The sequence below is a fragment of the Flavobacterium sp. UBA7663 genome (assembly GCF_002483315.1).
In the GTDB taxonomy this organism is placed as follows: domain Bacteria; phylum Bacteroidota; class Bacteroidia; order Flavobacteriales; family Flavobacteriaceae; genus Flavobacterium.
Genome location: NZ_DLHR01000014.1, coordinates 97650 through 123709 on the forward strand (window position 1 = coordinate 97650; position 26060 = coordinate 123709).

21 protein-coding genes are annotated in these 26060 nt (G+C 31.1%); 13 read left to right on the top strand and 8 right to left on the bottom strand.

Annotation, left to right across the window (positions count from 1 at the left end; translation table 11 throughout):
* Positions 1 to 205: 205 nt before the first annotated feature.
* Together B2741_RS04280 and B2741_RS04285 are read left to right on the top strand one after the other, a co-directional pair.
* On the top strand, positions 206 to 649 hold the full coding sequence (locus B2741_RS04280) for a GNAT family N-acetyltransferase (protein WP_291135755.1): 444 nt from the start codon (positions 206 to 208) through the stop codon (positions 647 to 649).
* A gap of 43 nt (positions 650 to 692) precedes the next feature.
* Positions 693 to 2276: a L,D-transpeptidase family protein gene (locus B2741_RS04285; protein WP_291135757.1), complete on the top strand. Its 1584-nt coding sequence runs from the start codon at positions 693 to 695 to the stop codon at positions 2274 to 2276.
* On the opposite strand, the gene B2741_RS04290 is transcribed toward B2741_RS04285, so the two are convergent.
* A complete protein-coding gene (locus B2741_RS04290; RefSeq protein WP_291135759.1) occupies positions 2265 to 2996 on the bottom strand; it encodes a murein L,D-transpeptidase catalytic domain family protein in 732 nt (243 codons plus the stop codon). The genes B2741_RS04285 and B2741_RS04290 overlap by 12 nt on opposite strands.
* Positions 2997 to 3186: 190 nt before the next feature.
* Here B2741_RS04290 and B2741_RS04295 point away from each other — a divergent pair, with 190 nt between their 5' ends.
* From B2741_RS04295 to B2741_RS04330, 8 genes are all read left to right on the top strand, one after another.
* Entirely contained in the window at positions 3187 to 5595 is a 2409-nt protein-coding gene (locus B2741_RS04295; protein ID WP_291135761.1) for a DUF5916 domain-containing protein, read from the top strand.
* 83 nt (positions 5596 to 5678) lie between these two features.
* Positions 5679 to 7196, top strand: a complete 1518-nt coding sequence (gene gpmI / locus B2741_RS04300; RefSeq protein WP_291135763.1) for a 2,3-bisphosphoglycerate-independent phosphoglycerate mutase — start codon at positions 5679 to 5681, stop codon at positions 7194 to 7196.
* Positions 7196 to 7384: a hypothetical protein gene (locus B2741_RS04305; RefSeq protein WP_291135765.1), complete on the top strand. Its 189-nt coding sequence runs from the start codon at positions 7196 to 7198 to the stop codon at positions 7382 to 7384. The genes gpmI and B2741_RS04305 overlap by 1 nt, the downstream gene beginning before the upstream one ends.
* A gap of 111 nt (positions 7385 to 7495) precedes the next feature.
* Positions 7496 to 8167, top strand: coding sequence for a TetR/AcrR family transcriptional regulator (locus B2741_RS04310; RefSeq protein ID WP_291135767.1), 672 nt, complete (start codon positions 7496 to 7498; stop codon positions 8165 to 8167).
* The gene (locus B2741_RS04315; protein WP_291135769.1) at positions 8164 to 9816 is read left to right on the top strand and encodes a peptidase domain-containing ABC transporter; all 1653 of its coding nucleotides are present in this window, start codon (positions 8164 to 8166) and stop codon (positions 9814 to 9816) included. The genes B2741_RS04310 and B2741_RS04315 overlap by 4 nt, the downstream gene beginning before the upstream one ends.
* A 3-nt stretch (positions 9817 to 9819) precedes the next feature.
* The gene (locus tag B2741_RS04320) at positions 9820 to 11166 is read left to right on the top strand and encodes an HlyD family secretion protein (protein ID WP_291135771.1); all 1347 of its coding nucleotides are present in this window, start codon (positions 9820 to 9822) and stop codon (positions 11164 to 11166) included.
* Complete coding sequence (locus B2741_RS04325) at positions 11166 to 12554, top strand: TolC family protein (RefSeq protein ID WP_291135773.1); 1389 nt, start codon at positions 11166 to 11168, stop codon at positions 12552 to 12554. Before B2741_RS04320 ends, B2741_RS04325 begins: the two co-directional genes overlap by 1 nt.
* A gap of 81 nt (positions 12555 to 12635) precedes the next feature.
* Positions 12636 to 16238: a T9SS type B sorting domain-containing protein gene (locus B2741_RS04330; protein WP_291135775.1), complete on the top strand. Its 3603-nt coding sequence runs from the start codon at positions 12636 to 12638 to the stop codon at positions 16236 to 16238.
* A gap of 66 nt (positions 16239 to 16304) precedes the next feature.
* Here the strand turns inward: B2741_RS04330 and B2741_RS04335 are convergent, their stop codons facing one another.
* Together B2741_RS04335 and B2741_RS04340 are read right to left on the bottom strand one after the other, a co-directional pair.
* On the bottom strand, positions 16305 to 16640 hold the full coding sequence (locus tag B2741_RS04335; RefSeq protein ID WP_153201406.1) for an RNA recognition motif domain-containing protein: 336 nt from the start codon (positions 16638 to 16640) through the stop codon (positions 16305 to 16307).
* A 206-nt stretch (positions 16641 to 16846) separates the two neighbouring features.
* Positions 16847 to 18121, bottom strand: coding sequence for an acetyl-CoA hydrolase/transferase family protein (locus B2741_RS04340; protein ID WP_291135778.1), 1275 nt, complete (start codon positions 18119 to 18121; stop codon positions 16847 to 16849).
* Between the two features lie 183 nt (positions 18122 to 18304).
* On the opposite strand from B2741_RS04340, the gene map reads away from it, so the two are divergent.
* Genes map through B2741_RS04355 form a run of 3 tightly spaced genes read left to right on the top strand, consistent with a single transcriptional unit; the run spans position 18305 to position 20707 of the window.
* Positions 18305 to 19123 (top strand): type I methionyl aminopeptidase, encoded by an 819-nt coding sequence (gene map / locus B2741_RS04345; RefSeq protein ID WP_291135780.1) that lies wholly within the window; start codon positions 18305 to 18307, stop codon positions 19121 to 19123.
* Positions 19124 to 19140: 17 nt separating this feature from the next.
* Complete coding sequence (locus B2741_RS04350) at positions 19141 to 19932, top strand: DUF3667 domain-containing protein (RefSeq protein ID WP_291135782.1); 792 nt, start codon at positions 19141 to 19143, stop codon at positions 19930 to 19932.
* 10 nt (positions 19933 to 19942) lie between these two features.
* Positions 19943 to 20707 carry a class I SAM-dependent methyltransferase gene (locus tag B2741_RS04355; protein WP_291135784.1) on the top strand — a complete coding sequence of 255 codons (765 nt, stop codon included), beginning with the start codon at positions 19943 to 19945 and terminating at the stop codon, positions 20705 to 20707.
* 50 nt (positions 20708 to 20757) lie between these two features.
* Here the strand turns inward: B2741_RS04355 and B2741_RS04360 are convergent, their stop codons facing one another.
* The 5 genes from B2741_RS04360 to B2741_RS04380 all read right to left on the bottom strand — a co-directional run bounded on the left by B2741_RS04360 (position 20758) and on the right by B2741_RS04380 (position 26045).
* Positions 20758 to 23565, bottom strand: coding sequence for a M16 family metallopeptidase (locus tag B2741_RS04360; RefSeq protein WP_291135786.1), 2808 nt, complete (start codon positions 23563 to 23565; stop codon positions 20758 to 20760).
* A gap of 92 nt (positions 23566 to 23657) precedes the next feature.
* Positions 23658 to 24674, bottom strand: coding sequence for an FAD:protein FMN transferase (locus tag B2741_RS04365; protein ID WP_291135788.1), 1017 nt, complete (start codon positions 24672 to 24674; stop codon positions 23658 to 23660).
* Positions 24649 to 25014: a Na(+)-translocating NADH-quinone reductase subunit F gene (locus B2741_RS04370; protein WP_349680391.1), complete on the bottom strand. Its 366-nt coding sequence runs from the start codon at positions 25012 to 25014 to the stop codon at positions 24649 to 24651. The genes B2741_RS04365 and B2741_RS04370 overlap by 26 nt, the downstream gene beginning before the upstream one ends.
* A 90-nt stretch (positions 25015 to 25104) precedes the next feature.
* Positions 25105 to 25557 carry a hypothetical protein gene (locus B2741_RS04375; RefSeq protein WP_291135790.1) on the bottom strand — a complete coding sequence of 151 codons (453 nt, stop codon included), beginning with the start codon at positions 25555 to 25557 and terminating at the stop codon, positions 25105 to 25107.
* 20 nt (positions 25558 to 25577) lie between these two features.
* Entirely contained in the window at positions 25578 to 26045 is a 468-nt protein-coding gene (locus B2741_RS04380) for a hypothetical protein (protein ID WP_291135792.1), read from the bottom strand.
* Positions 26046 to 26060 lie beyond the last annotated feature (15 nt).

The window sequence follows — 26060 nt, forward strand, 5'->3', positions numbered from 1 at the left end:
CCAACTGAGCTACTTCCGCATTTGAATTACAAAAACTCTAATTTTATTAGGAGTTGTATGTATTTCTTTGGTGGGTGCAAATATACTTCAAAAGTTTTTTTAATTGCAAATTTTTTTAAATATTTTTTTCGAAGCAATTGCACTAACTTTACACTAGAATAAACACATTTTACTAAATGATTAGCTTTTAATAAGTTATACAATTATGGAAATAAAAAAAATCAATTCAATTGACACTTATCCTGTTAGGCATGAAGTTTTAAGAAAGGGAAAGCCTATCGAAACTTGCCAATTTAAAGGAGATGATGATCAAAATACTGTTCATTTTGGATTGTATCAAAAAGAACAATTGATTGGAATTATTTCAATTTTTAAAGAAAAGAACGAATTATTCTCTGAAATAAATCAATTACAGATTAGAGGAATGGCGGTTTTGGAAGAATTTCAAGGCAAAGGATTTGGAGCTGAATTAGTTAAAGAAGCTGAAAATCATTGTGTTAATTTGAACACCGATTTAATTTGGTTTAACGCACGAGAAAATGCAGTTCCTTTTTACAAAAAACTAGGCTATGCTACTATTGGAGATTCTTTTTTAATTCCTGATGTTGGCATTCATTTTGCTATGTATAAGAAAATTCGGAAAAATTAATTCAATAATTCTTCTTATATTTATGGCACAATTGCTGCTCTCTATGAAAAAAATTACATTTCTACTTCTTATTCTCTCTGTTATTTCTTGTAAAAAGGAGGCTTTACCTGTTGCTTTTGATAATAGCATTATTAAAGACACGGTTTTAAATGTCATTATAAGACCTGTGCATCCCGACTTACTCTCAGAAAAATCAGATAGTTTGAAATTATACTATCAAAAAATGAACTTTCATGAAATTTGGTATTTAGATGAAAACCGAAGAGATTTAATTAATGAAGTAAAATTTTGCTACGAAGATGGATTAAATCCAAACGATTATGAAATTAAAATTATTGAAGATTTAGAAAGCAAAAGAGCAAAATTAAATGATGAAGATATTGTAAAATATGACATTCTACTTACCGAAACATTTGAAAAATTAGCCAATCATTTACACAAAGGAAAATTAAATCCGAAAGAATTATACACCGATTGGGATTTAAAACCAAAAGAAATAGCACTTTCTCCATTTTTAGAAAAAGGTATTAAAGAGAAAACTATCGCTACAACCTTTAAAGATTTAAAACCCAATCACATTGTCTATCAATTACTTAAAAAAAGTTTACTAGAAATAGACAAATTTCCCAATGTAACTTTTGAAAAAATTGCTGTCAAAAATAAAATTGTTGTAAACGACACTTTACCCGAAATGGTAAAAATTAAAAAAAGATTGGCTTATTGGAAAGATTATAAAAACAAAGACAGCATAATTACTTGGGCTTACGACACTTTAACACTCAAAGCTGTAAAACGTTTTCAAGCACGACATGGATTGGCTCCAGATGGCGTTATCGGAATTGGAACACTTAGAGCTTTAAACACTACAAAAAACGAACGAATAGAACAAATATTTGCCAATTTAGAACGTTGGAAATGGTATCCTTCTGATTTGGGAAAACAATACTTAATATCAAACATTCCAGATTACATGTTACATTATGTAATTGATAATGATACGGTAGCTTCACACAAAATTGTAGTAGGAACACCCAAAAGAAAAACTCCTATTTTGAGTTCCAAACTTTCTAATTTTGTTTTCAATCCTACTTGGACCATTCCTCCTACTATTATTAAAGAAGATTTAACTCCAGAAGCATCAAGAAACCGAAATTATTTTCCTTCTAGAAGACTAACAATATATAACAGTCAAGGAAAAGAAGTGAGTCCGTATGAATGGAATCCAGCCAAAGCTAATAATTACAAATACGTACAAAAACCAGGTTATAATAATTCTTTAGGTTTGGTTAAATTTAATTTTGCCAATCGTCATTCGGTTTATTTACATGACACAAATCATCGTGATTACTTTGTGAAAACTTATCGTTCATTGAGCTCGGGTTGTGTACGCGTGGAAAATCCATTGGTTTTAACCAAACAAATTTTAACCAAAACTAATCCTAACAAATGGGATAACAACGAAATTGATTCCATTATAAAATTAGAGAAAACAAAAACAGTGTCCGTTAAAGACACTGTAAATGTATATTTGTTTTATTGGACGAGTTGGATAGAAAATGACAAACTTCAATTTAGAGATGACATTTATGAACTCGATAAAGTCCTTTTTCAAAAACTACGAAACTAACTTAGATTTCACTACATAGTTTCTTGATGGGTGATAAATAAAAATACACGATTTGCCTTTTATTGTTTGAATCAATTCTTTGTGTACTTCGTATGGAACAGCAGGGCAGCCTTGACTTCTTCCTAATCTTCCTGTATTTTTAATAAATGATTTGCTTACATAATCTGCTCCGTGAACCACAACTGCTCTATTTCTAGCATTGTCGTTAATTCCGTATTCCATTCCGTCTAAACGTAATGATAATCCGTGTTTTCCTGTGTAAGTTTCTCCAGTTACATAAAAGCCTAAACTACTTTTAAATGATTCACTAGTGTTAGAAAAATCAGTTGCAAATTCAGAACCCGAATTTCTTCCGTGAGAAACTAACGATTTTAAAATCACTTTTTGTGTTTTCATATCAATAACCCACATTCTTTCTTGACTAGATGACAAACTAAAATCAACTATAGTTAAAATTTCGTTTTCAATTTTGCCTTGTTGTTTTAATTGCTCATACCCTTCAAAAGCAGCTACAAAGCTTTCAAAAGTTGGTAAAGAAAATCCATTAGCATCAATTACAGTGTAAAATGATTTACTTTTAGCTTCAAAAGTTGCTTTCGCATTTGCAGCAATTAATTTTGGATCAGTAGATTTAACTTCATTCTTAGTATTTTCTGCTGTATTTAAAGGCTTGAACGAAAAAACGCAAAATAAAATTAAGGGCAATATTCTGTAAATCATTGTTAATCTAGTAGTTATATTGTTATTGAGATGTGCCAAATATATTTATTATTTTTAAACCTGCAAACTTTTTTATGCATTTTATCGAAAATTTTAACCTTTCGTCGGTTATTCGTACAAAAGTTAAACATTACATAAAAAAAGTAGACAAATATAATAATCCTCTAATTTTGTAGCCAAAATTTTTTACATGACAAACAGATTCAGTATTTCAATTCTTTTTTGCTTAGCAGGTTTTCTTTTTTCGTTTTCACAAACTAAAAAAAGTGTTTCAACAAAAAAAACAACTGAAAACATTTCAATTGATGCTGAACTAAATGAAGCTTCTTGGAAAGATGCAGAAATTGCAACCGACTTTGTTTCTTTAGAACCAAAAAACGGAACTCCAATTCCTGAAGAATTTAAAACTGAAGTAAAAATCTTGTACTCAGATGACGCTGTTTATATAGGTGCTAAGTTATATGATCCAAATCCAGAAAAAATTTTAAAAGAATTAGTAGAGCGAGACGAAATTGGCACTTCTGATTTTTTTGGTATTTTTATAAATGGTTACAATGATGGGCAGCAAGAATTTAGATTTTTCGTAACTGCAGCCAATGGACAAGTCGACACAAATTTTACTTCATCTGAAGGCGAAGATGGCTCTTGGAATGCCATTTGGGAAAGCAATGCAAAAATTACCGATTTTGGTTATGTCATCGAAATGAAAATACCTTATGCCGCGCTTCGTTTTCCTGAAAAAGACAAACAAACTTGGGGTCTTAATTTTTTTAGAGAAGTTCGAAGAGAACGTCAAAAATATACTTGGAGCCCTATTGATAATAAAATTGGAGCTATTTCGCAGCAAGCTGGAATTTTAACTGGAATTGAAAACATCAAAACACCTACCCGTTTATTCTTAATTCCTTATTCTTCGTTTTATCTTTCTGGAAGTGAAACACAAAAAACCAAAGGCGAATTAAAAGGTGGATTGGATATCAAATACGGAATAAATGATGCTTTTACATTAGATGCAATTTTGGTTCCCGATTTTGGACAAACTAAATTTGATAATGTGGTTTTAAATCTAGGTCCTTTCGAACAACAATTTAATGAAAACCGCCCTTTTTTTACCGAAGGAACTGACTTATTTAGCAAAGGAAATTTATTGTATTCGAGAAGAATTGGACAAACTCCTGATTTGAATTTAAACATTGCGGGAAATGAATCCGTAGAAAATCCTGGCGCTATCAATCTATTAAACGCATTGAAAATTTCGGGTCGTGATAAGGATGGTTTGGGAATTGGATTTTTAAATGCTATTACCGAAAAAACAATGGCAACAGTTTCAAATTCAAACGATACTTCTACACGACAAATAGAAGTTTCGCCATTAACCAATTACAATGTGATGGTTTTTGACCAACGATTTAATCAAAATTCATCGGTAACTTTTATCAACACAAATGTTACCCGAAACGGAAGTTTTAGAGATGCCAATGTAACAGGATTATTATTCGATTTGAACAATAAAACCAACAAATACAATCTTTCAGGAGGATTAAAATCGAGTAGCATTAATGATGTTGAAAACAAAAATGGTTATAATGCATCGTTATATTTTGCAGAAACAAACGGAAAGTTTAGATATAGCTTTGGTAGCGAATATATGTCAAAAGATTTCGAAATCAACGATTTAGGAATTAATTTCAGAACCAACTATTATTCGTTTTCTGGAAACACCAACTATCGTATCCTAAACCCAAACAAAACTTTCAACACCTTTAGAATCAACTTAAATTCTTACTTTGAATTTTACACACCAACAAATCAAATTCAATCAAGTAATTTTAATGTAAACTTAAATTCTACTAACAAGAAAAATCATTTTTTTGGTGGAGGAATCAACTTTAACCCTTTTAAAAATTACGATTATTATGAGCCTCGTGTAGCTGATAGGTTTTTTGTAAATCCAGAAAATATAGGCGGTTGGATCTACTTTTCATCAAACTATAATAATAAATTTGCAATTGATTTTGAACCTTTCATAACGCATGTAATCAACGAAAATAGATACGAAGCTGGAGTAAATATTAGTCCTAGATATCGTTTTAGCGATAAGTTTTCACTGGTTTACGGCTTCAATTATTTTAAACAAAAAAACGATATTGGTTTTATAGATTTCGAAGATTCAAATATCATTTTTGCTCGAAGAGATAGAGATACTTACACCAATTCAATTACAAGTAAATTTTCGATTAGTAGTGTAATGAATTTCAATTTATCGGTTAGACATTATTGGTCATTAGCCGAAAATAATAAAATCAATAATCTGAACGAAGATGGAAGTTTATCAATTAACAATACTTATACAGGTAACCGAAACTCAAACTTTAGTACTTGGAATTTAGATTTATCCTATTCTTGGTGGTTTGCTCCAGGAAGTCAAATGTCGATTTTGTACCGAAACAACGCAGGTACTTTTGATAGAACTATAAATAAAGATTTTGGTTCTAATTTCTCTAACTTATTTGAAGACAATCTGAATCATGTTTTATCGGTAAGTGTTCGTTATTTTATTGACTACAACCAAGCCAAAAACTGGATTAAAAAAGGATAAATCACTTAATCGTTTTCGTAATTTTAAGTCGCTTTTTCATTTAGAAATTTATCAATTGTTTATCTTTGTACAAACACACAAAAATGAACAAAAAAGTAATTTTAATGATATTGGACGGTTGGGGAAAATCGCCCGATCCGAGAGTTTCCGCAATAGACAACGCCAACACACCATTTATTGATAGTTTATACACAAAATATCCAAATGCACAATTAAGAACTGATGGCTTAAACGTAGGTTTACCAGAAGGTCAAATGGGAAATTCAGAAGTAGGTCATATGAATTTAGGCGCTGGTCGAATTGTATATCAAGACTTAGCAAAAATAAATTTAGCTGTTCAAAATAAAAACGTAAATCAAGAAAAACCACTTATTGATGCGTTCAAATATGCGTTAGAAAACAATAAAAAAGTACACTTTTTAGGATTAGTTTCAAATGGAGGCGTGCATTCTCATACCTCGCATTTATACGGATTATTAGACGCAGCTAAAGAATATGGTTTAGAAAAAATATTTGTTCATGCCTTTACCGATGGTCGTGATGTAGATCCAAAATCAGCTTTATTAGACATCGCAAATTTAGAAGAATATGTAAAAGATTCTAATGCAAAAATTGCAACCGTTATTGGCCGATATTACGCAATGGATAGAGATAAACGCTGGGAACGCGTTAAATTAGCCTATGATTTATTGGTTAATTCAATTGGTCATCACACCTCAAATTTTATTGAAAGCATACAAAATAGTTACGATGAAAATGTAACCGATGAGTTCATTCAACCTTTAATAAAGGTAGATGAAAATAACGAGCCACTGACAAAAATTGAAAATGACGATGTGGTTATTTTCTTCAATTTTAGAACTGATAGAGGAAGAGAATTAACCGAAGTTTTATCGCAAAAAGACTTTCACGAATTCAATATGCACAAACTGAATTTGTATTATGTTACGATGACCAATTACGATGACACCTATAAAAATGTTCACGTAATTTACGACAAAGATAATATTACTGAAACACTTGGCGAGGTTTTAGAAAAAGCCAATAAAAAACAAATTCGTATTGCAGAAACTGAGAAATATCCGCACGTAACCTTTTTCTTTTCTGGCGGAAGAGAAGAACCTTTTGTAGGAGAAACGCGTATTTTAAAAAATTCGCCAAAAGTAGCAACATACGATTTACAACCCGAAATGAGTGCTTTTGAATTGAAAGATGCCCTAATCCCAGAGCTTAAAAAAGGTGAAGTTGATTTTGTTTGTTTAAATTTCGCCAATGGCGATATGGTGGGTCATACCGGTGTAATGTCAGCCGCAATAAAAGCGTGCGAAGCTGTTGATGTTTGTGTAAAAGAAGTGGTTGAAACGGCTTTAGAAAACAATTACACCACAATAATCATAGCAGATCATGGAAATTGTGAAACGATGATAAATCCTGATGGCTCACCAAATACAGCACATACAACCAACCCTGTACCAATTATTTTAGTGGATAAAGATCTAAAAACAATTCATGATGGTGTTTTGGGCGACATTGCTCCTACTATTTTAGATTTAATGGGAATTGAAAAACCCGCAGTAATGACCTGTAAATCTCTATTATAATGAAAAATATACTATTACTATTAATCTGTTTATTATTTTTTGGATGTGCAACAACTTTCAAAGGAGCAAATGGAGAAGATGGAAAACCAGGAGAAGACGGTAAACCCGGAACTGAACAAAAAGGAAAAGATGGTGAAGATGGCAAAAATGGACAAAGTAAAAACACAACAATAGGCATAAAAGTATAAGTTTATTAATCCCGATTCGTCGGGATTTTTTTTGAACAATTCTAAAATAAAAGTTAAACTTTTACATATTGATAGTATTACTATTATATTTGCATTGTTAAATATTAATTTATGCAAAATTTACTATCTAATTTAAAAATAACCATCAACGAAAAGCTATACGTTAAAGATCCAGAGACTTCTGAATTAGGACGTAATATTTTAAAAAATAGCATCTTACTAATTGATGAAATTGGCTTTGAAGCGTTTACTTTCAAAAAATTAGGTGAGAAAATTCAATCTAATGAAAGTTCTATCTATCGCTATTTTGAAAACAAGCACAAACTTTTGGTTTACCTAACTTCGTGGTATTGGTCGTGGATGGAATATCGTATGGCTTTTGCTACTACAAATGTTTCTAATCCTATAGAAAAATTAGAAAAAGCAATTAAACTTGTTACTGAAAATATAGTTGACGATAATGCAACTCCACACATTAATGAAGAAATTCTAAACCGAATAATCGTTGAAGAATTTACCAAAACTTTAATGACAAAAGAAGTGGACAACGAAAACAAAGAAGGTTTTTTCTTAGTGTATAAAAGAGTTATCAATCGTATAATTGATATCATAAAAGAAGTGAATCCAGATTATCCTTACGCGAAAAGCTTAGCTTCAAGTGTTGTGGAAGGTGCACTTCACCAACATTTTTTAAAAAATCATTTAAAAACTATCACCAACTTATCTGAAAAAGAATGCGCTACTGAATTCTATACAGATATGGCTAAAAAAATACTACTATGACACCTTTAAAAAGATTTAAAAACCTCATCTTAATCGACAAACAAGATATTTATCAAATCTTCCTATATTCGATAATTGCAGGATTAATTAGTTTGTCTTTGCCTTTAGGAATTCAATCCATTATTAACTTTATTCAAGCTGGAAAAGTAAGCACTTCTTGGATTATTTTAGTAATTATCGTTGTTGTTGGAGTAGCTTTTGTTGGAGTATTAAAGATAATGCAGTTCAGAATTACTGAAAACTTACAACAAAAAATATTTGTGCGTTCATCTTTTGAATTTGCTTACCGATTTCCGAAAATAAAATTCAATGAATTGCACAATCAATACCCGCCAGAACTAGCCAATCGATTTTTCGATACGTTAACCGTGCAAAAAGGCTTTTCAAAACTATTATTGGAAATTTCAGGAGCAGCTTTACAAATCCTTTTCGGAATTATTCTGCTTTCCTTATATCATTCATTCTTCATTTTCTTCGGAATTGTGCTACTATTGTTGTTGTATTTAATTTTCAAAATCAATTTTAATTTAGGATTAGAAACCAGTTTAAAAGAATCTAAATACAAATACAAAATCGCACATTGGTTACAAGAAATTGCCAGAAATCATTTGAGTTTTAAAAGCAATTCGATTTTCAATTTTTCGCTACACAAAAACGATAAATTGGTTAATGAATACCTAAAACAACGTGAAAGTCATTTTCAGGTTTTGATGAAACAATTCATTCAGTTAACTGGATTTAAAATTTTAATCACAGCAGGTCTACTAATTATTGGAGGATTATTAGTAATCAATCAGCAAATGAATATTGGGCAATTTGTTGCGGCTGAGATTATCATTTTGAGCATTATTGCTGCGGTTGAAAAATTGTTTTCAGGGTTAGAATTGTTTTATGATGTATTGACTTCTTTAGAAAAACTTGGTTCTGTTGTTGATATGGAATTAGAAGAAGACATTCAAAATTCGAACTATTTAGTAGATAAAAATAAAATTACAATCGAAACCGAGAATGTTTCTTTCACGTATCCAAAATCAGATAAAGAAATACTAAAAAACATTAGCTTATCGATTCAACCGAAACAACATACTTTGATTTTGGGCGAAAATGGTTCTGGAAAAACAACTTTAATCCGTTTGTTAGCGCGTTTGATTGAACCAACATCTGGAAGTATTTTTATCAATAACACCAATTATAAAAAGTATTCTTCAGATGAATATCGTTCTAAAATTGGAATTATCACAGCGCACGAAATGCCGTTTGAAGGTACAATTTTAGAAAATATCACCTGTAACAATCCAGAAATTAAAATGGAAACCGTTTTTGATTTAATCGAAAAATTAAAACTTACCGAAGCCATCAAGGCTCTTCCAAAAGGATTAGACACACCAATTTCTTCAGAAGGAAAGCAAATTAATTCGTCAACCATTCAAAAAATTGTCTTGGCGCGTTGCATTATCAACCAACCAAAATTATTATTTTTAGAAAATCCTTTAGACAAATCAGATGAACAAAGTTGCAGAGAAATCATTGACTTCTTAAGCAACGAAAAACATCCTTGGACACTAGTTGTTGTTAGTAAGAACAGCTATTGGAAACAGATTTGCAAACAAACCATTCTTTTAGAAAAAGGTGAAATTAAATCAATTTAAGCCATGCTAAACATCACAAAAAATAGAATTGACCAATTTGTAAAATTAGAGCAATTCAAATCGGGACAAATATTTAAAGAACAAAAACATTACAAAGTTATTCGAAAACTTATTTGGGCTTTTGTTATCATGGTGGTTTTATTTCTTTTCCTTCCTTGGACACAAAACATCAAAGGTGCTGGAAATGTAACTACGTTAAAACCAAATCAAAGACCGCAAACAATTCAAACAATTATTGGTGGTCGAATCGAAAAATGGTACGTAAACGAAGGTGATTTTGTAAAAAAAGGAGATACTATTTTATTCATTTCGGAAATTAAAGAAGAGTATTTAGACCCAAATTTAGTTGAAAACACAGGCAATCAGGTAAAAGCAAAAGAAAATGCAGTAACTTCTTATGCTGATAAAGTAAAAGCATTAGAAGCGCAAATGGGCGCTATTCAAAACGAAAAAAATCTGAAACTAAAGCAAGCACAAAATAAATTGAAACAATCTTATTTAAAAGTACAAAGTGACAGTATTGATTTCGAAGCGACTAAAACCCAACTTAAAATTGCTAAAACACAATACAATCGTTCGATAAATTTGAATAAAGAAGGTTTAAAACCAATGACCGATGTGGAGGAAAAACGCATGAAATTGCAAGAAACCGAAGCAAAAATCATTACACAAGAAAACAAATACATTACCAGCAAAAATGAAGTATTGAATGCTACAATGGAACTCAACAGAATTAGTGCTGAATATGCTGAAAAAAATGCCAAAGCAAGTAGCGATAAACAAACCGCTTTAAGTTCACAATTTGACACCGAAGCACAAGTAAACAAACTGAAAAACCAATATAAAAACTATCAAATTAGAAATGGTTTGTATTACATTACAGCACCACAAGATGGTTATGTAAACAGAGCTTTACAATCTGGAATTGGTGAAAACATTAAAGAAGGAACAGCTGTTGTGAGCATTATGCCTTCAAAATATGATATTGCAGTTGAAACCTACATTGATCCTGTTGATTTCCCTTTAATTAATAACGGTGAAAAAGTACGTGTTTGGTTTGATGGTTGGCCTACGATTGTTTTCAGCGGTTGGCCTGGTGTTTCTTATGGAACATTTGGAGGTGTAATTGTTGCTAAAGAAAATTTCATTAGTCCAAATGGAAAATATCGTGTGCTAATTGCGCCTGATCCTAAAGATAAAAAATGGCCAGAGCAATTAAGCATTGGAGCTGGAACACAAACTTTGGCTTTGCTAGACGATGTGCCAATTTGGTTCGAGATTTGGCGAACATTGAATGGTTTTCCACCTAATTTTTATCAACCAACAACCACCGAAAATACTAAGAAATAATGAAACCGAAACTATTTTATATCTTCCTTTTCATTTGTAGTTCATTTAGTTTGTTGGCACAAAATTCACCAACTGAATTCACCTACAATGAATTTTTAGGTTATGTAAAAAAATACCATCCATTAGTAAAACAAGCTGATTTAAAACTGAACGAAGCTCAAGCCAATTTAATGCAAGCGCGTGGTGCTTTTGATCCAAAAATTGAAGTTGATTTTAGTGAAAAACAATTCAAAGACAGTGAATATTATTCGATTTTAAACAGCAGTTTTAAAATTCCAACTTGGTACGGAATCGAATTAAAAGCTGGTTTTGATAACGCCGAGGGAATTTACGTAAATCCAGAAAATACATTGCCAAATAGTGGATTAACTTCGTTTGGAATTTCAGTCCCTGTAGGACAAGGTTTATTCATTAATCAACGAATGGCCGACTTAAGAAAAGCCAAAATTGCCAGAAACTTAAACGTTGCCGAAAGAAATTTGCAAGCGGTTGAAGTAATTTATGAAGCTTCGGTAAGTTATGTAAATTGGAAAAGAAGTTTTGATGAAGTAAAATTGTATGAAACCTATTTAGAAAATGCTTTAATTCGTTACAACGGTGTTTCAAAATTAATTGAAGAAGGCGATAAACCTGCAATTGATAGTGTTGAAGCTGGAATTGCCGTTAAAACTCGAAGATTAAATTTAGAAGAAGCCAAACTAAAATTTACTAAAGCTAAATTAGAATTATCTAACTATTTGTGGTTAGAAAATAATATTCCTTTAGAACTGAATGACAATTTATTTCCTGAAGCAACGTTATCCAAAACAATCAAAGAAGTTTTACAAGTTAACGAATTAGGAACCGTTGATTTAGATAATCATCCAAAAATTCTAGCTTTAGACGCTAAAATTGCAATGTTAAAAGTAGACCGAAAACTTAAAGCAAATGCACTTTTGCCTAAGTTAGATTTGAGTTACAATTATTTATCAGAACCCAGTTATATTGACAATTATCGCTTTGAAGATTATAAAGTAGGAGTAAATTTTGCATTTCCTATATTTTTAAGAAAAGAGCGAGGAAGTTTAAAATTAGCCGATTTAAAAATTCAGGATTCAGAATTTGGATTGCAGTTTGAACGGAAAAATTTAGAGAACAAGCTCAAAGCACAACAGCAAGAAATTGTTTCGCTTGAAAAACAGCAAGATTACAATGATAAATTAGTAAAAGATTTTACCACATTGTTAAACGCCGAAGACCGATTATTTGAAATGGGAGAAAGTTCGTTGTTTGTTATTAATTCCAGAGAAAATTCTTTGGTAAGCTCACAAATTAATGAAATTGCATTAGAAAATCGTTATTTGAATGCTATAATTAGTTTGTATAAAACCATTGCTAATCCCCAATAAAACACACAAAACATAGTAAAATAGTTTATTTTATAACTTTCTGCATAAAAATTAATAAATTAGCAACCCCAAACAAGTATCATGAAAAAAACTGTTTTTAATTTATTAATTCTCTTTCTGCTATTAAGTTTAAACACTTTTGGTCAAGGAGGCGCTCCTTCTTGTGCTGAATTAGCTGCTAATCCTGCAGCGTATCAATCTTGTGCAACGAGCATTCCTTTTAGTAGTTCTACTGGTGGAAATGGAGAAAACTTTAATTCAACCTGTATTCCAACACAATATGTTGGACCTACATGGTTTTTTATTGAAATTGACACACCAGGAGATGTCACACTACAAATTAGTCAACAAAATTTAGCTGGTAATGGTACCGATGTCGATTTTGTTTTATGGGGACCATTCCAAAATTTAAATAATATTTGTAATCAATTAAACACTGCTAATGAAGTAGATTGTAGTTATTTACCAGACAATGTTGAAACTGTAAATATTCCAAATAGTAATGCAGGTGATTTATATGTTATAGTAATTGATAATTATTCAGGTCAAGCTGGAAATATTACTGTATCGCAAACAGGAGGAACAGGAAGTACAAACTGTGACTTCTTATCTTCTGTTACGTTAAACAATACGGATGGTTCTCTTTTAACTAATTTAGACTATTGCAAACCTGATACTAAAGAAATAGTAGCAACAATAGATATTTCAGATTTCCCAGGCGTTCCAAGTAACTTACGATTTAATTACACTTGGTTTAAAGACAATATTCAAATCAATGCCGTTTCTAATTCAACAACGTCAACCAACAGCTTAATTATTTCTGAAAGTGGTGTTTATAAAGTAGTTACAACGGCTTATGACATTACCGTAAATCCGACAGGAAACTTAACTGGTTTAAGAGTGAGTGAATCAGAGGCTAATTTAAAATTTCATGTAAAACCTGATGTTAGTATTTCAAATTCTAATACGGTTTGCTTGAATACGAATCCAATATTATCATCAAATATTATTAATAATGTGGATTTAAATGCGACTATTGATGTTTTAAGTTATCAATGGTATCGTAATAACACCATTATAAATGGAGCTACAACAAATACATTTACTCCAACTCTACCAGGAGACTACTTTGTAAAAGTTATCAATTCACCTTGCTCAGAAACAGATTCAAATGTAATTCGAATCATTGCTAATCCAAGCATTCAAATTGCAACGGATACCACAATTTGTGAAGATGATGCTTATACTATTACTTCATTAAATGCAAATGCAAGTATAAATACTGGATTAACGTATCAATGGTTTAGAGATGGAATTGCCATAACTGGAGCAAACAATTCGACTTATACTGTAACTAAATTTAATCAAACACTAAATACAACTGCACAATATTATTTAGAAACCGCTGAACAAGGAACTTGTACAAATACCTCAAATTCAGTTTCAATTACTATTAATGCATTACCTATAATTAACTCGGTTTTAACTACTTTAGAACAATGTGACTACATCAACAATACTCTTGATGGAATTGCTGAAACTAACTTATTACAACTCTATAATTATTTTACAAATAATACTCCTGGATTAACGCTTAATTTCTATGCTGATGCTGGATTAACACAATTAATAACCAATCCTACGAACTACGTTAATACGACATCTCCATTTTTACAAACCATTTATGTAAAAGCTATAAATGAGAATGTGACTCCTAATTGCACTTCGGTGGGTGTTGGTAGTTTTGTTCTTCAAATTAATCCAACAAGTGTTGCTAACTATCCAAATATTCCTGCAGTTTGCCCAGAAATCAATCAAAACTATGGGTTTGTAAATTTTGATGTTCAACGTATCTTAATTAAAAACACTTATTTTGCGAGTTCTGATGTAAGTATTTCTTTTCATTTGAATACATCTGATGCTTCAACAGGTTTAAACGGATTGAGTAATTTAAGCCAAATTCCGGTTGGAACCACAATTGTTTTCACAAGAGTAATTTCAAATACAACTCAAAGCTGTGAAGGAATTGGAACTTTTGATGTGATAGTCACACAAGCGCCTTTACAAAATATTATAAATAATGAATCTGTTTGTCTTTTAGATTCGTTTTTGTTGAATACAAAAGATGCTGAAGCTTTAGCAGGACAAAATCCTTCTGTTACTGTTTCTTATTTCAATACGTTTGATAATGCGAAAGACAATGTTTTTGTTATAAATAAAAATATTCCTCTTCCATTGGCATTAGGAACAAGAACTATTTTTGCTCGTTTATTTGATACACTAACTGGATGCATTTCAATTGTAAACTTTACTATTACGGTTTTCCCAAATCCAATTATTGTACAACCTTCACCCATTCGCCACTGTGGGGGTGTCACTGCTACTTTTGATTTAAATAGTAGAATTAACCAAATTACTAACGGAAATTTAAACTATCAAGTTACGTTTTATGCCAATAATGCAGACGTATTAGCAAATAATCCAATTACAACACCAGACAATTATACAAGTTCATCAACAACTATAATTTGTAAAGTTATTGATGCTACTAACAATTCTTGTGAAGCATTTACTACTTTGAATCTTGTAGTAATGGCATTACCTGGAAGCAATTCTAATCCAACTCAAATGGAATTATGTAACGATTCTGGTTTTGACTATTTTGATTTGACTACTAGAGAAATTGAAATGGCTGGTTTGACACCTATTAACACAATCAATTTTAGATATTACACAGAATTACCAGATGCTTTAACAAATGGAAATACAAATCGTATAGCTGTACCAAGTAATTTCTTAAATACAACTATCAATTTTCAAAAAATATATGTTCGATTAAATAGTAGAACTAATATTGATAGTGAAACCGGAATTGCTTGTTTTAAAATTTTAGAATTGGACTTATATGTTAGACCTTATCCAGTAAATTATCTTTTAAACGAACCTTATACTATTTGTATTGACCAACTAAATAACATTACATATCCTGTTGAAATAAAAACGCAATTAAACAGCACCGATTATACTTTTCAATGGTACAATGGTCATGATGCAGTTGCTGGAAATGAAATTATTGGAGAAACTGGCACTTCATTTACCACTTCAACTGTTGGACAATATTCGGTAGTGGTTACTAACATTTCTAATGCAGCCAACTGTTCGTCTACATTTAATCTTAGTACACAAAATTCGATAGTACCTAATTCTGTTTCAATTAATCCAAACGAATTAATCGCTTTTGGAACAGATAATACTGTAACTGCAATAGTAACTCCAACATCTAACGATTATTTATATTCGATTGATGGAACCTACTTTCAGTCTAGTAATGTGTTTACTAATATTCCTGGTGGCGACTATACTTTAACCGTTATCAATAAATTTGGTTGTGGAGATCTTAGTGCAACATTTACTGTTGTAGATTATCCTAACTACTTTACTCCAAACGGGGATGGTTATAATGATACATGGAATATAAAAGGAAGTAGCGCTTTAGATTTAGCAATCATAAGAATTTTTGATCGCTATGGAAAGTTAATCAAACAAATTGACCCGAATGGAAATGGATGGAATGGAACATTCAACAATGAATTATTACCTTCTACGGATTATTGGTTTACGATTGAATATACTAAAGACAACATTACTAAAGAATTCAAAGGCCACTTTAGTTTAATTCGATAAACGAAAAATAAAGCAATAAAAAAGCCTCCGCGATGCGGAGGCTTTTGCGTTTTATATCCAAAAATATTAGTAACGACTTCTTGTTGAGTTTTCTCTATTATTAGAGTAACCGCCTCTACTTCCACCTGAATTACGATCGAAACTTCTTCTTTCGCCTTCTGGTTTTGGTTCAGATTTGTTAACAACGATTTTTCTACCTTCGATAGTTCCACCGTTTAATTCGTCGATTGCTTTTTGAGCCTCAGCATCATTAGCCATTTCAACAAATCCAAATCCTTTACTTCTTCCGGTAAATTTATCAGAGATAATTTTAACTGATTCAACAGCTCCATACTCTTCAAAATAACCTCTTAAATCTGCTTCCTCTACACTGAAAGGAAGACTTCCTACAAAAATGTTCATCTATGAAAAATTTAATTCCTTACAAAGGTAGACTATTTAATGTTGTGAAAAGGTTAAAGTTTGGTTTATTTTCAAAAACAAGCCTTTTTAGCTAAAAAATTCAAAATCAAAAAGTTAGTTTTTTGAGAAGTTTTTAATTTTTTAGATTTTTTTCAACAAAAAAGGACAACCTTTCGATTGTCCCTTTTCTATAGTTCAGTTCATATTTATTTACAACCTGTCATTTCATAGTAAGCGCGTTCCACTGCTTCTTGATGATTTGGATGTGCAATTTTTACTAACTCCGTAACTCTTTGTTTTAAAGTTTTTCCGTATAAATCGGCAATACCATTTTCGGTTATAATATAATGAGCGTGTGCTCTCGTTGTTACCACTCCAGCACCTTGTTTTAAATAAGGTACAATTCTACTTTCTCCTCTTTTTGTAATCGACGGTAATGCAATAATTGCTTTTCCTCCTTCACTTAATGAAGCTCCACGAATAAAATCCATTTGACCTCCTACTCCAGAATACATGGTACTTCCTATAGAATCGGCACAAACTTGTCCAGTTACATCTACTTCGATAGCCGAATTAATAGCCACCATTCTTGGGTTTTTACGAATGCGAGCCGTATCATTTACCATGGAAGATTCTTTCATTTCAATAAACGGATTATCATCTACAAAATCGTACAAACGTTTTGAACCCATTAAAAAAGTTGCCAATGCTCTACCTCTTAAAGTTCCTTTATAATTACAATTAATGACATCATTTTCTATTAAATCGATAACACCATCCGAAAACATTTCTGTATGTAATCCTAAATCTTTGTGATTGGTTAATTTACTCAAAGCCGCATTTGGAATAGAACCTATTCCCATTTGAAGCGTACTTTTATTTTCAATTAAAGAAGCAACATAAGCGCCAATTTTTTCTTCTTCAGCTGTAAATGGTGTTACATCATGAGCATAAATTGGAACATTAACTTCTACCAAATAATCAATTTCTGAAACGTGTAGAATTCCATCTCCAAAAGTTCTTGGCATATTTGGATTGACTTGAGCAATAACAGTTTTAGCATTTTCAATCGCCGCTATAGACGCTTCAACAGAAACTCCTAACGAACAATAACCATGACCATCTGGTGGTGAAACATGTATAAATACTACATCTAATTTTACTACATTTTTACGAAACAATAATGGCAGCTCGCTTAAAAAAACAGGGGTGTACGAACCATTTCCAGCTTTTAATGTATGACGTACATTAGCTCCAATAAAAAAGGAATTTACATGAAAACTTTCTGCTAATTCAGGATTAGCATAAGGCGCATCACCTTCGGTGTGTAAATGACAAATTTCTACATTTCTTAATTCTGATGCCCTATCGGTTAATGCTTTTGTTAAGATTGTTGGTGTAGCTGCCGCGGCTTGAACATAAACTCTGTCGCCACTTTTTACTACTTGTACAGCTTCCGCTGCGGTTACATATTTTCCCATACCTAATGAAATTTATATTGCAAATTTATGTTGGAATTTAAGTATAAAATATGATAATTCTCATTTTAAATTTAGAAGTAAGATGCTCGTATTGTCACATAATAGCTTGAGATTTAAAATTAAAGTTATTCTTGAAATTGAAATTGAACTTGAATTTGTATTTTTGCTTCGAAATTTTGCATTATGATCGTAATTAAAACCTTAGAAGAAATTGAATTGATGCGCGAAAGTGCTTTGATTGTTTCGAAAACATTAGGAATGATTGCTAAGGAAATTAAACCTGGCGTTACTACTTTATATTTAGATAAATTAGCGGAAGATTTTCTTCGTTCGCATGGAGCTGAGCCTGCATTTTTAGGAATGTACGGTTTTCCAAACTCGCTTTGTATGAGTCCAAATACGCAAGTGGTTCATGGTATTCCAAATAATGTTCCGTTACAAGATGGCGATATTATTTCGGTAGATTGTGGTGCGTTGAAAAATGGTTTTTATGGCGATCATGCGTACACTTTTGAAGTAGGTGAAGTGGCTCCAGAAACAAAAAAACTACTTCAAGTTACCAAAGAATCTTTATACGTTGGAATTCGAGAAACTAAAGTAGGTAATCGTGTAGAAGATATCGGACATGCAATTCAACAATACTGCGAAAGTCATGGTTATGGTGTGGTTCGTGAATTATGCGGACACGGTTTAGGTCGAAAAATGCACGAAGATCCAGAAGTTCCTAATTATGGGAAACGCGGTCGCGGAAAAAAATTAGTCAACGGAATGGTAATAGCAATCGAACCAATGATTAATATGGGAACCAAAAACATCAAACAACATAAAGACGGCTGGACAATCACAACTGCTGACGGAAAACCAAGTGCTCACTTTGAACACGATGTTGCTATTGTAAACGGAAAACCTGAATTGCTATCCACTTTTGCTTACATCTATGATGCTTTAGGAATTGTGAGTAACGAAGAAGATGGATTGAGACAAAAACCATTAATATTATAATATAACTCATTTAATGTATGAATTGTAAAACTTGTAATAATCCTTATGAAAATACCGCACAATATTGTTCAAATTGTGGCGCTAAAATAGTTGATGACAGACTTTCATTAAAAGGAACTTGGGAAGAATTTGTTGGACCATTTTTTAGTTGGGATAATAATTTTTGGAGAACTTTCTTTGGTTTGTTTAAAAATCCCAAAGATGTATTAGAAGCCTATATTTCTGGTGCCAGAAAAAAATATTTCCAACCTTTTTCCTATATAATTTTATATGCTACGATAGCGGTTTTTTTCTATAAATTTTTTCCAATGGAAATAATTATGGATTATTCAGAAGGATTTACAAAAGGCTATAATTCGACAAATCCCTCAAGTAATGTCCCTAAAATAGACATGAAAGGTTTCATGGAAGGATACATGGAAACATTAATGAATTATTACAACTTTTTCGTATTGTTATTAATCCCTATATATGCGCTGACTAGTTATATTATTTTCAATAAAAGAGGTCATAATTTCTTCGAACATTTGGTGTTTAATAGTTACTTACAAACAAACTTAGGTTTTATATCATTAGTATTACAAGTTATATTAGTAAATATGTTGGGAATGAGTTTTGGTACTTATTCTATGCTATTTTTGTTTTTATTCATACTTTTCACGCTTTATGCTTTTAAAGAATTATATAATCAAAACTTAAAACAAAGTATTGTCTCAGCAATAAAATATTTATTGCTTTTCTTCGGATTATATTTTGGGATAATCATCGCACTTACAATTCTATTTTTCATCATATACGCCATAACATAACTTTACTTTAATGAAAAAACTTTTTAAACTTATATTAAACACCATTCCTCGTCCGATATTGATTCGATTGAGTATTGTAGTGCGTCCTATTTTGGCTTTTTTATTAAAAGGAAGTCGATTTACAGATCCAATTGATGGAAAAAGTTTTCGTATGTTTTTACCTTATGGTTATGGAACACAACGAAATAATGTATTATCACCAAGTACGCTTTCATTAGAAAGACACCGTTTATTATGGTTGTATTTACAAAACGAAACGGATTTCTTTACTGCTCCAAAAAAAGTATTACACTTTGCACCAGAGCAAGAATTTTACAAACGTTTTAAAAAACAATCAAATTTAGATTATACAACTACCGATTTGTTTTCACCTTTAGCCGATGTAAAAGCAGATATTTGTAATTTACCGTTTGAAGATAACTCGTATGATATGATTTTGTGTAATCACGTTTTAGAACACATTCCGGATGATACGAAAGCCATGCAAGAATTATATCGCGTTTTAAAACCCGGAGGAATGGGTATTTTCCAAATCCCACAAGATTTATCAAGAGCCACTACTTTTGCAGATGATTCCATAACTGACCCAAAAGAAAGAGCTAAAATCTTCGGACAATATGATCACGTTAGAGTTTATGGTAGAGATTACTTTGACAAACTAAGAAGCATTGGTTTTAAAGTAGAAGAAGTAGATTACACCCAAACAATTGCTCCCGAATTAGTAGAAAAATATTGTTTAGCAAAAGGGGAAATTATTCCGGTTTGTTATAAATAAAAAAATCCCGCAATCATTACAATTGCGGGATTTTTATTTAATGACTATTTTTATTCTTCTGGCATTAGCATACCAATTACTTTATCTTTAGCTAAATATTTCTTAGCAACATCTTGAAGTTCTTTAACGGTCAAAGCATTCAATTTAGCTTCAAATTCAAATACTTCTTCAGGATTAACTCCATCTGTATATTGACGTTTTAAAACTGCCATCCAGTATCTGTTATCTTTCAAGCTTTCTTTGTACTCTAATCTTGAAGCTTCTTTAAATTTATCCAAATCTTTTTGTTCTGGACCGTTAGTAATCATTTTGTTTAATTCTCTTAATGCAGATTCTGTAAGTTTTTCAGCATTTTCAGGTCCACAAGGGAAAGAAATTGAGAAATTATAACTTCCGTAAGGCACTTTATTCATACTTCCTCTTGCACCTACTCCATATACACCACTTTCATTTTCTCTTAATTCTTCTACTAATTTAATTGTTAATACTTCACCTAATGCTTTGAAAGCAAATGCTTCTTTAGCATCGTATTTTGTATCTCCATAAATCATAATATTCACAGTACTTTTTGGATCTTTACCTTTATTTACCACTTTTTTGTGTGAACCATTAAGCATTCTGTATCCTAAATCTTTCGCACTTTCTTTAGTATTCTTGTCTGAAGGCAATGAAGCAATATATTTCGCTGCAAAAGCTTCCAATTGAGCTTCATCAAAATTCCCAACAAAGTAAAAATTAAAATCAGCTGCATTTGCAAAACGCTCTTTGTATTTTTTATAAGCTAATTCATAATCCGCTTTATCAAAATCTTCTTCTTTTGGAAAACCTTTATATCTTGGATTTTCTTTGTTCAAATACGTATAAAATTCATTCGAAAAATATGTACCAGGTTGCGACATCATATTCGACATAAAACCTTTTTGTTTTGAAATAAAACCAGCAAAAGCATCTTTATCTAAATTCAAATCAGTGAAATAAGCGTATGTCATTTGGAATAAATACTCTAAATCTTTTGGAGTAGAAGAACCATTTAATCCTTCATAAACTCCACCAACATAAGGATTTACTCTTGCGATTTTTCCAGTCATGAATTTATTGATATCATTTTTAGACATTCCTGAAAAACCTGCTTCAGATAAACCACCCATTGCTAATGACACTTTTGCCATTTCATCATTTGAAAATAAATTTGAACCTCCAAAACTGATTGCTTCAAACATTACTTGATCGTTTTTAAAATCGGTCTTTTTGTAAACTACAGTTGCTCCATTTGAAAGTTTTAAAGTAGTTGTTCCTAATTTCGGATTGCTTTCTTTTGAAACTACACTTCCTTCTTTAACCGGATTTCTCAATAAACTTTCAGATACTTTCGTTTCCGTGTAAGCTGTTAATTCATTTTTATTTACAGTTAATGAATTTAAAACTTCTTGTTCCGTTGGTTTTACCAATCCATCTTTTTCTGGACCTGTTAAGATTACAACTCGGTTGTCTTCTTTTAAATATTTAGAAATTAATCCGTTTGTATCTTCAACACTTACTAAAGGTAACATTTTTTTGAACACATCAAATGTCCATTCTATACTAGGTATTGGTTCTTTTTCAAGGAAATTTGCCTGATATTCTGAAACGTAATTTTCAGATTCATTCTTTTCTCTCTCGTTATATTGTCTTTCGATTTGCGATAAGAATTCGGCTTTTGCTCTATCTAATTCGCCTTGCGTAAATCCAAATTGTTTCACTCTTTCATTCTCTTTTACTAAGACTTTTAAAGCTTCTAATTGTTTGTCTTGCGCCACCATAGCAAAAGACTGAAAAGCTTCTTTTGTTCTTGCAAAAGTACCACCATGGTAAGTATAACCAAAGTTAAAAGGAGGATTTGGACTGTTTTGTAACTCTTCTAATCTGTTATTTAACATGGTAGAAAAAAGCCCTTTAGCAAGATAGTCTTTAAAATCTGCAAGAGTAACTACATCTTTTGGTTTTTCATAATCTTTATATAACAATTGAACTTGAGAAAAGGCAGCTTCTTTATCCGATTCTACAGAAACAAAAGTTTCTTTATGATTAGGAACATCATACGTTTTTCTTTCTTTTTGCTTCTTCGGATTTTTATATTTTCCAAAATGAGCGATAATTTTTTGCTCCATTTCGGCAACATCGATATCTCCAACAACAATTACTGCCATTAAATTAGGACGATACCAGTCTTTATAAAAACTAGTTAATTTATCGTATGTAAAGTTTTCTAAAATTTCTTTTTGACCAATAGGAAGACGTTTTGCGTATAACGAATTGTACATCATTTTAGGCATAAAACGCCCCATCATTCTTTTATCGGCGCCTAAACCTAAACGATATTCTTCTAAAACAACTCCTCTTTCTTTATCAATTTCTTCTGGGGTTAAAGTGGTATTGAACGCCCAATCTTCAATTATTTGAAACCCTTTTTCTACTTTTTCTTTATCATCTGAAGGAATTGGTAAAAAGTAAACCGTTTCATCAAAACTCGTGTAAGCATTTAAGTGTTGCCCGAATTTAACTCCGATACTTTGAAGGTAATTTACCAATTCATTTTTAGGAAATCGCTTTGTTCCATTGAAACACATGTGCTCCATAAAGTGTGCTAATCCTTGTTGCTCATCCGTTTCTTGAATAGAACCTGCATTAACAACTAAGCGTAAATCTACCTTATCTTCTGGTTTTGCATTTTTACGGATGTAATAAGTTAATCCGTTTGAAAGTTTTCCGATTTTTACATTTGGGTCAGTCGGAATGGGATCTTCTAGCTTAAAGTCCTGCGCAAAAAGAAACGCTGGAGCCAAAAGCAATAAAGAAATGGAAAATTGAAATTTCTTCATAAAATTTGATTTTGTTTGGATAAAATTATCTTTATAACTACAAAATCAAAAGTTTATTATACAAGTTTTAACAATTGTTTTCTTATTTGGAATTAGTCTACAATCAAAGAATTGAAATTATCTGTAGTAAATTGCTGCATTTTATTGTCTAAATCCGAGTACAAAAGCATCACATACAACTCTGGATGTTTTTGTAAGAATGCTTTACTTTCCTCTAAACTCATTAACATAAAAGCAGTTGCATAACCATCAGAAATAGCCGAAGATTTAGATAAAACTGTAGCGCTTAATACATTGTTTTTTTGTGCCAATCCTGTTTTTGGATTAATGATGTGTACGAATTTATTCCCTGTAACTTCGTCAATCATTACTTTACGATAATTACCTGAAGTTGCCATTCCTAAGTTTTCTAGATTGACTTTGGCAATTAAAGTACGTTCTTCAGGTTTTTGTAATGGGTCGTCAATTCCTACTACCCAATTCTTATTTTCAATCGTGTTTTTTCCTAAAGCGAATAATTCACCGCCAATTTCAACAATGGCATTTTCAATCCCTTTCGATTTTAAATAATTTACGACCACATCAACCGAATAACCTTGCGCAATCGCATTAAAATCGATGAATGTTTGGTTGTATTTTTTTGAAATGGTTTTGTTAGCGTTTAAAGCAATTTTATCAAAACCAACAAATTGCAACAAACTATCGATTTGTTTTTGAGACAGATTTTCTTGCTTTTTATTCGGGCCAAAGCCGTAAGCGTTTACTAAAATACCAATTGTTGGATCAAACAAACCTTTTGTTTCTTTATAAATTTGATTTGAAAGTTGAAACGTTTCTGTAAAAAAATCATCTACTACAACAGCTGAATCCCCAGCATTTATCTTTGAAATTTTAGAATCTGGTCGATACGTAGAAAGTGATAAATCGAAAGCTGTTAGCAACGAATCGATTTGATTTTTAGTTACTTTTTCTTCGTTTGAAATATATTTGATGGAATACGTACTCCCTTGCGCTTCGCCTTGAATGGTGTGAAAATCTGTAGTTTTATCACATGAAATAAATAAAACTACAACAACTAGAAAACTATAAAATCTCTTTAATTCCTTCATAATTTAAAATATAATCTTGATTTTTAAAAACAGGCTTTTCGAAATCTTCTGCGTTAGCAAAACCAACTCCAGCATACAACACTTTAGCTTTTTTACCTTTTGCGTGATTAATGAAGGTTTCCATAAACAAAACATCGTAATCGGCAGGATTATCAGGATACGTAACGGCTTGTACCATTACAAAATGCAAGGTATTTGTAGGTTTATCTACACAAACAAATTGAGGATGTTTTTTCAATTGGCTGTTAATGGCAATGAACTCAAATCCTTGTTTTTCGAGTTCTTTTCCCACGTGATTCATGGCCAAACGATGTAAGTCTTGTAGTGATAATGGTTCCATGATGCAAAGGTAGTTATTCTATTTGAAAGCATAAAAAAACCGACTCATTTCTGAATCGGTTTTGGTATTTAAAACATAACTTTTTCAATTTCAAGATGGAAAATATTTATAAACACCTTGATTAGTCATTTTATTAAAATAATCTTCAACTATATATTGATATTCTATAATAGGTAATTTTGACCAACCATTATTATTTTCTTTAATATTTTCAGGGACGGGACATTTTGTAAATACAATAAAAGAATCAAAGTCTCTTTTATTAAAAGCTATAAAATATTTATTACCTAATAATGGTTCTTCATTAAAATATGTCGATTCAATTATTTCAATTTTATCATCATAATATATCTTACATTTTAAACTTTTCATCCCTTTAGTCTTATTTATTTCTATTGGTATTGCTGTTGCAAAATGTAGATTATTAATTAATTTACAAGCATTATGTTTATTGTAATAAAATCCTGCTATATAAAACAAAAAAACAATAAAAATTAAAAGACCAATCCCTTTAAATTTATTTTTACTTTTAACGTTGAGCATAATATATTTTAAAATTAATTTTATCTATAATTACCATAAATATCTTCTTTTGCAACTGCTCTTTTAAGAGGCTTTTTCCAAGTTTGACCTTCTTCGTATTGAAACTCTTCATGAACTAGAAGATTAAAATAGATTTCAGCATATTTAGGTTTTTCAACACTAAATTTTACAAAAAACTTTTTACCAATTACAAGATTTTTCATTTTGTCAACATTAGATATGTGTTTACGATAAACAGAATTTTTAGCAGCATCACTTGCATAAGAAATATCACTGTAATCTACACCTTTGTACATAAATGTAAAATACACATTAGTGCTTTTGTTTTCATAATTATAATTAACTACTTCTCCAACTGTATATAATGTTTCACCTTCATCAAAATATTTTTTCCTATCTAAATATCCTGTATAACCATGAATAATTAGTCCAAATATTAATGAAAAACCAATAATTGTAAGACTATTTTTTATTAAAAAATCTTTCATTTTTAGCAATGGAAT

What these genes read in the sequence shown, in the direction of transcription:
- B2741_RS04280 (WP_291135755.1), top strand. Translation starts at nt 206, where the DNA reads ATGGAAATAAAAAAAATCAATTCAATTGACACTTATCCTGTTAGGCAT.
- B2741_RS04285 (WP_291135757.1), top strand. Translation starts at nt 693, where the DNA reads ATGAAAAAAATTACATTTCTACTTCTTATTCTCTCTGTTATTTCTTGT.
- B2741_RS04290 (WP_291135759.1), bottom strand. Translation starts at nt 2,996, where the DNA reads ATGATTTACAGAATATTGCCCTTAATTTTATTTTGCGTTTTTTCGTTC.
- B2741_RS04295 (WP_291135761.1), top strand. Translation starts at nt 3,187, where the DNA reads ATGACAAACAGATTCAGTATTTCAATTCTTTTTTGCTTAGCAGGTTTT.
- gpmI (WP_291135763.1), top strand. Translation starts at nt 5,679, where the DNA reads ATGAACAAAAAAGTAATTTTAATGATATTGGACGGTTGGGGAAAATCG.
- B2741_RS04305 (WP_291135765.1), top strand. Translation starts at nt 7,196, where the DNA reads ATGAAAAATATACTATTACTATTAATCTGTTTATTATTTTTTGGATGT.
- B2741_RS04310 (WP_291135767.1), top strand. Translation starts at nt 7,496, where the DNA reads ATGCAAAATTTACTATCTAATTTAAAAATAACCATCAACGAAAAGCTA.
- B2741_RS04315 (WP_291135769.1), top strand. Translation starts at nt 8,164, where the DNA reads ATGACACCTTTAAAAAGATTTAAAAACCTCATCTTAATCGACAAACAA.
- B2741_RS04320 (WP_291135771.1), top strand. Translation starts at nt 9,820, where the DNA reads ATGCTAAACATCACAAAAAATAGAATTGACCAATTTGTAAAATTAGAG.
- B2741_RS04325 (WP_291135773.1), top strand. Translation starts at nt 11,166, where the DNA reads ATGAAACCGAAACTATTTTATATCTTCCTTTTCATTTGTAGTTCATTT.
- B2741_RS04330 (WP_291135775.1), top strand. Translation starts at nt 12,636, where the DNA reads ATGAAAAAAACTGTTTTTAATTTATTAATTCTCTTTCTGCTATTAAGT.
- B2741_RS04335 (WP_153201406.1), bottom strand. Translation starts at nt 16,640, where the DNA reads ATGAACATTTTTGTAGGAAGTCTTCCTTTCAGTGTAGAGGAAGCAGAT.
- B2741_RS04340 (WP_291135778.1), bottom strand. Translation starts at nt 18,121, where the DNA reads ATGGGAAAATATGTAACCGCAGCGGAAGCTGTACAAGTAGTAAAAAGT.
- map (WP_291135780.1), top strand. Translation starts at nt 18,305, where the DNA reads ATGATCGTAATTAAAACCTTAGAAGAAATTGAATTGATGCGCGAAAGT.
- B2741_RS04350 (WP_291135782.1), top strand. Translation starts at nt 19,141, where the DNA reads ATGAATTGTAAAACTTGTAATAATCCTTATGAAAATACCGCACAATAT.
- B2741_RS04355 (WP_291135784.1), top strand. Translation starts at nt 19,943, where the DNA reads ATGAAAAAACTTTTTAAACTTATATTAAACACCATTCCTCGTCCGATA.
- B2741_RS04360 (WP_291135786.1), bottom strand. Translation starts at nt 23,565, where the DNA reads ATGAAGAAATTTCAATTTTCCATTTCTTTATTGCTTTTGGCTCCAGCG.
- B2741_RS04365 (WP_291135788.1), bottom strand. Translation starts at nt 24,674, where the DNA reads ATGAAGGAATTAAAGAGATTTTATAGTTTTCTAGTTGTTGTAGTTTTA.
- B2741_RS04370 (WP_349680391.1), bottom strand. Translation starts at nt 25,014, where the DNA reads ATGGAACCATTATCACTACAAGACTTACATCGTTTGGCCATGAATCAC.
- B2741_RS04375 (WP_291135790.1), bottom strand. Translation starts at nt 25,557, where the DNA reads ATGCTCAACGTTAAAAGTAAAAATAAATTTAAAGGGATTGGTCTTTTA.
- B2741_RS04380 (WP_291135792.1), bottom strand. Translation starts at nt 26,045, where the DNA reads ATGAAAGATTTTTTAATAAAAAATAGTCTTACAATTATTGGTTTTTCA.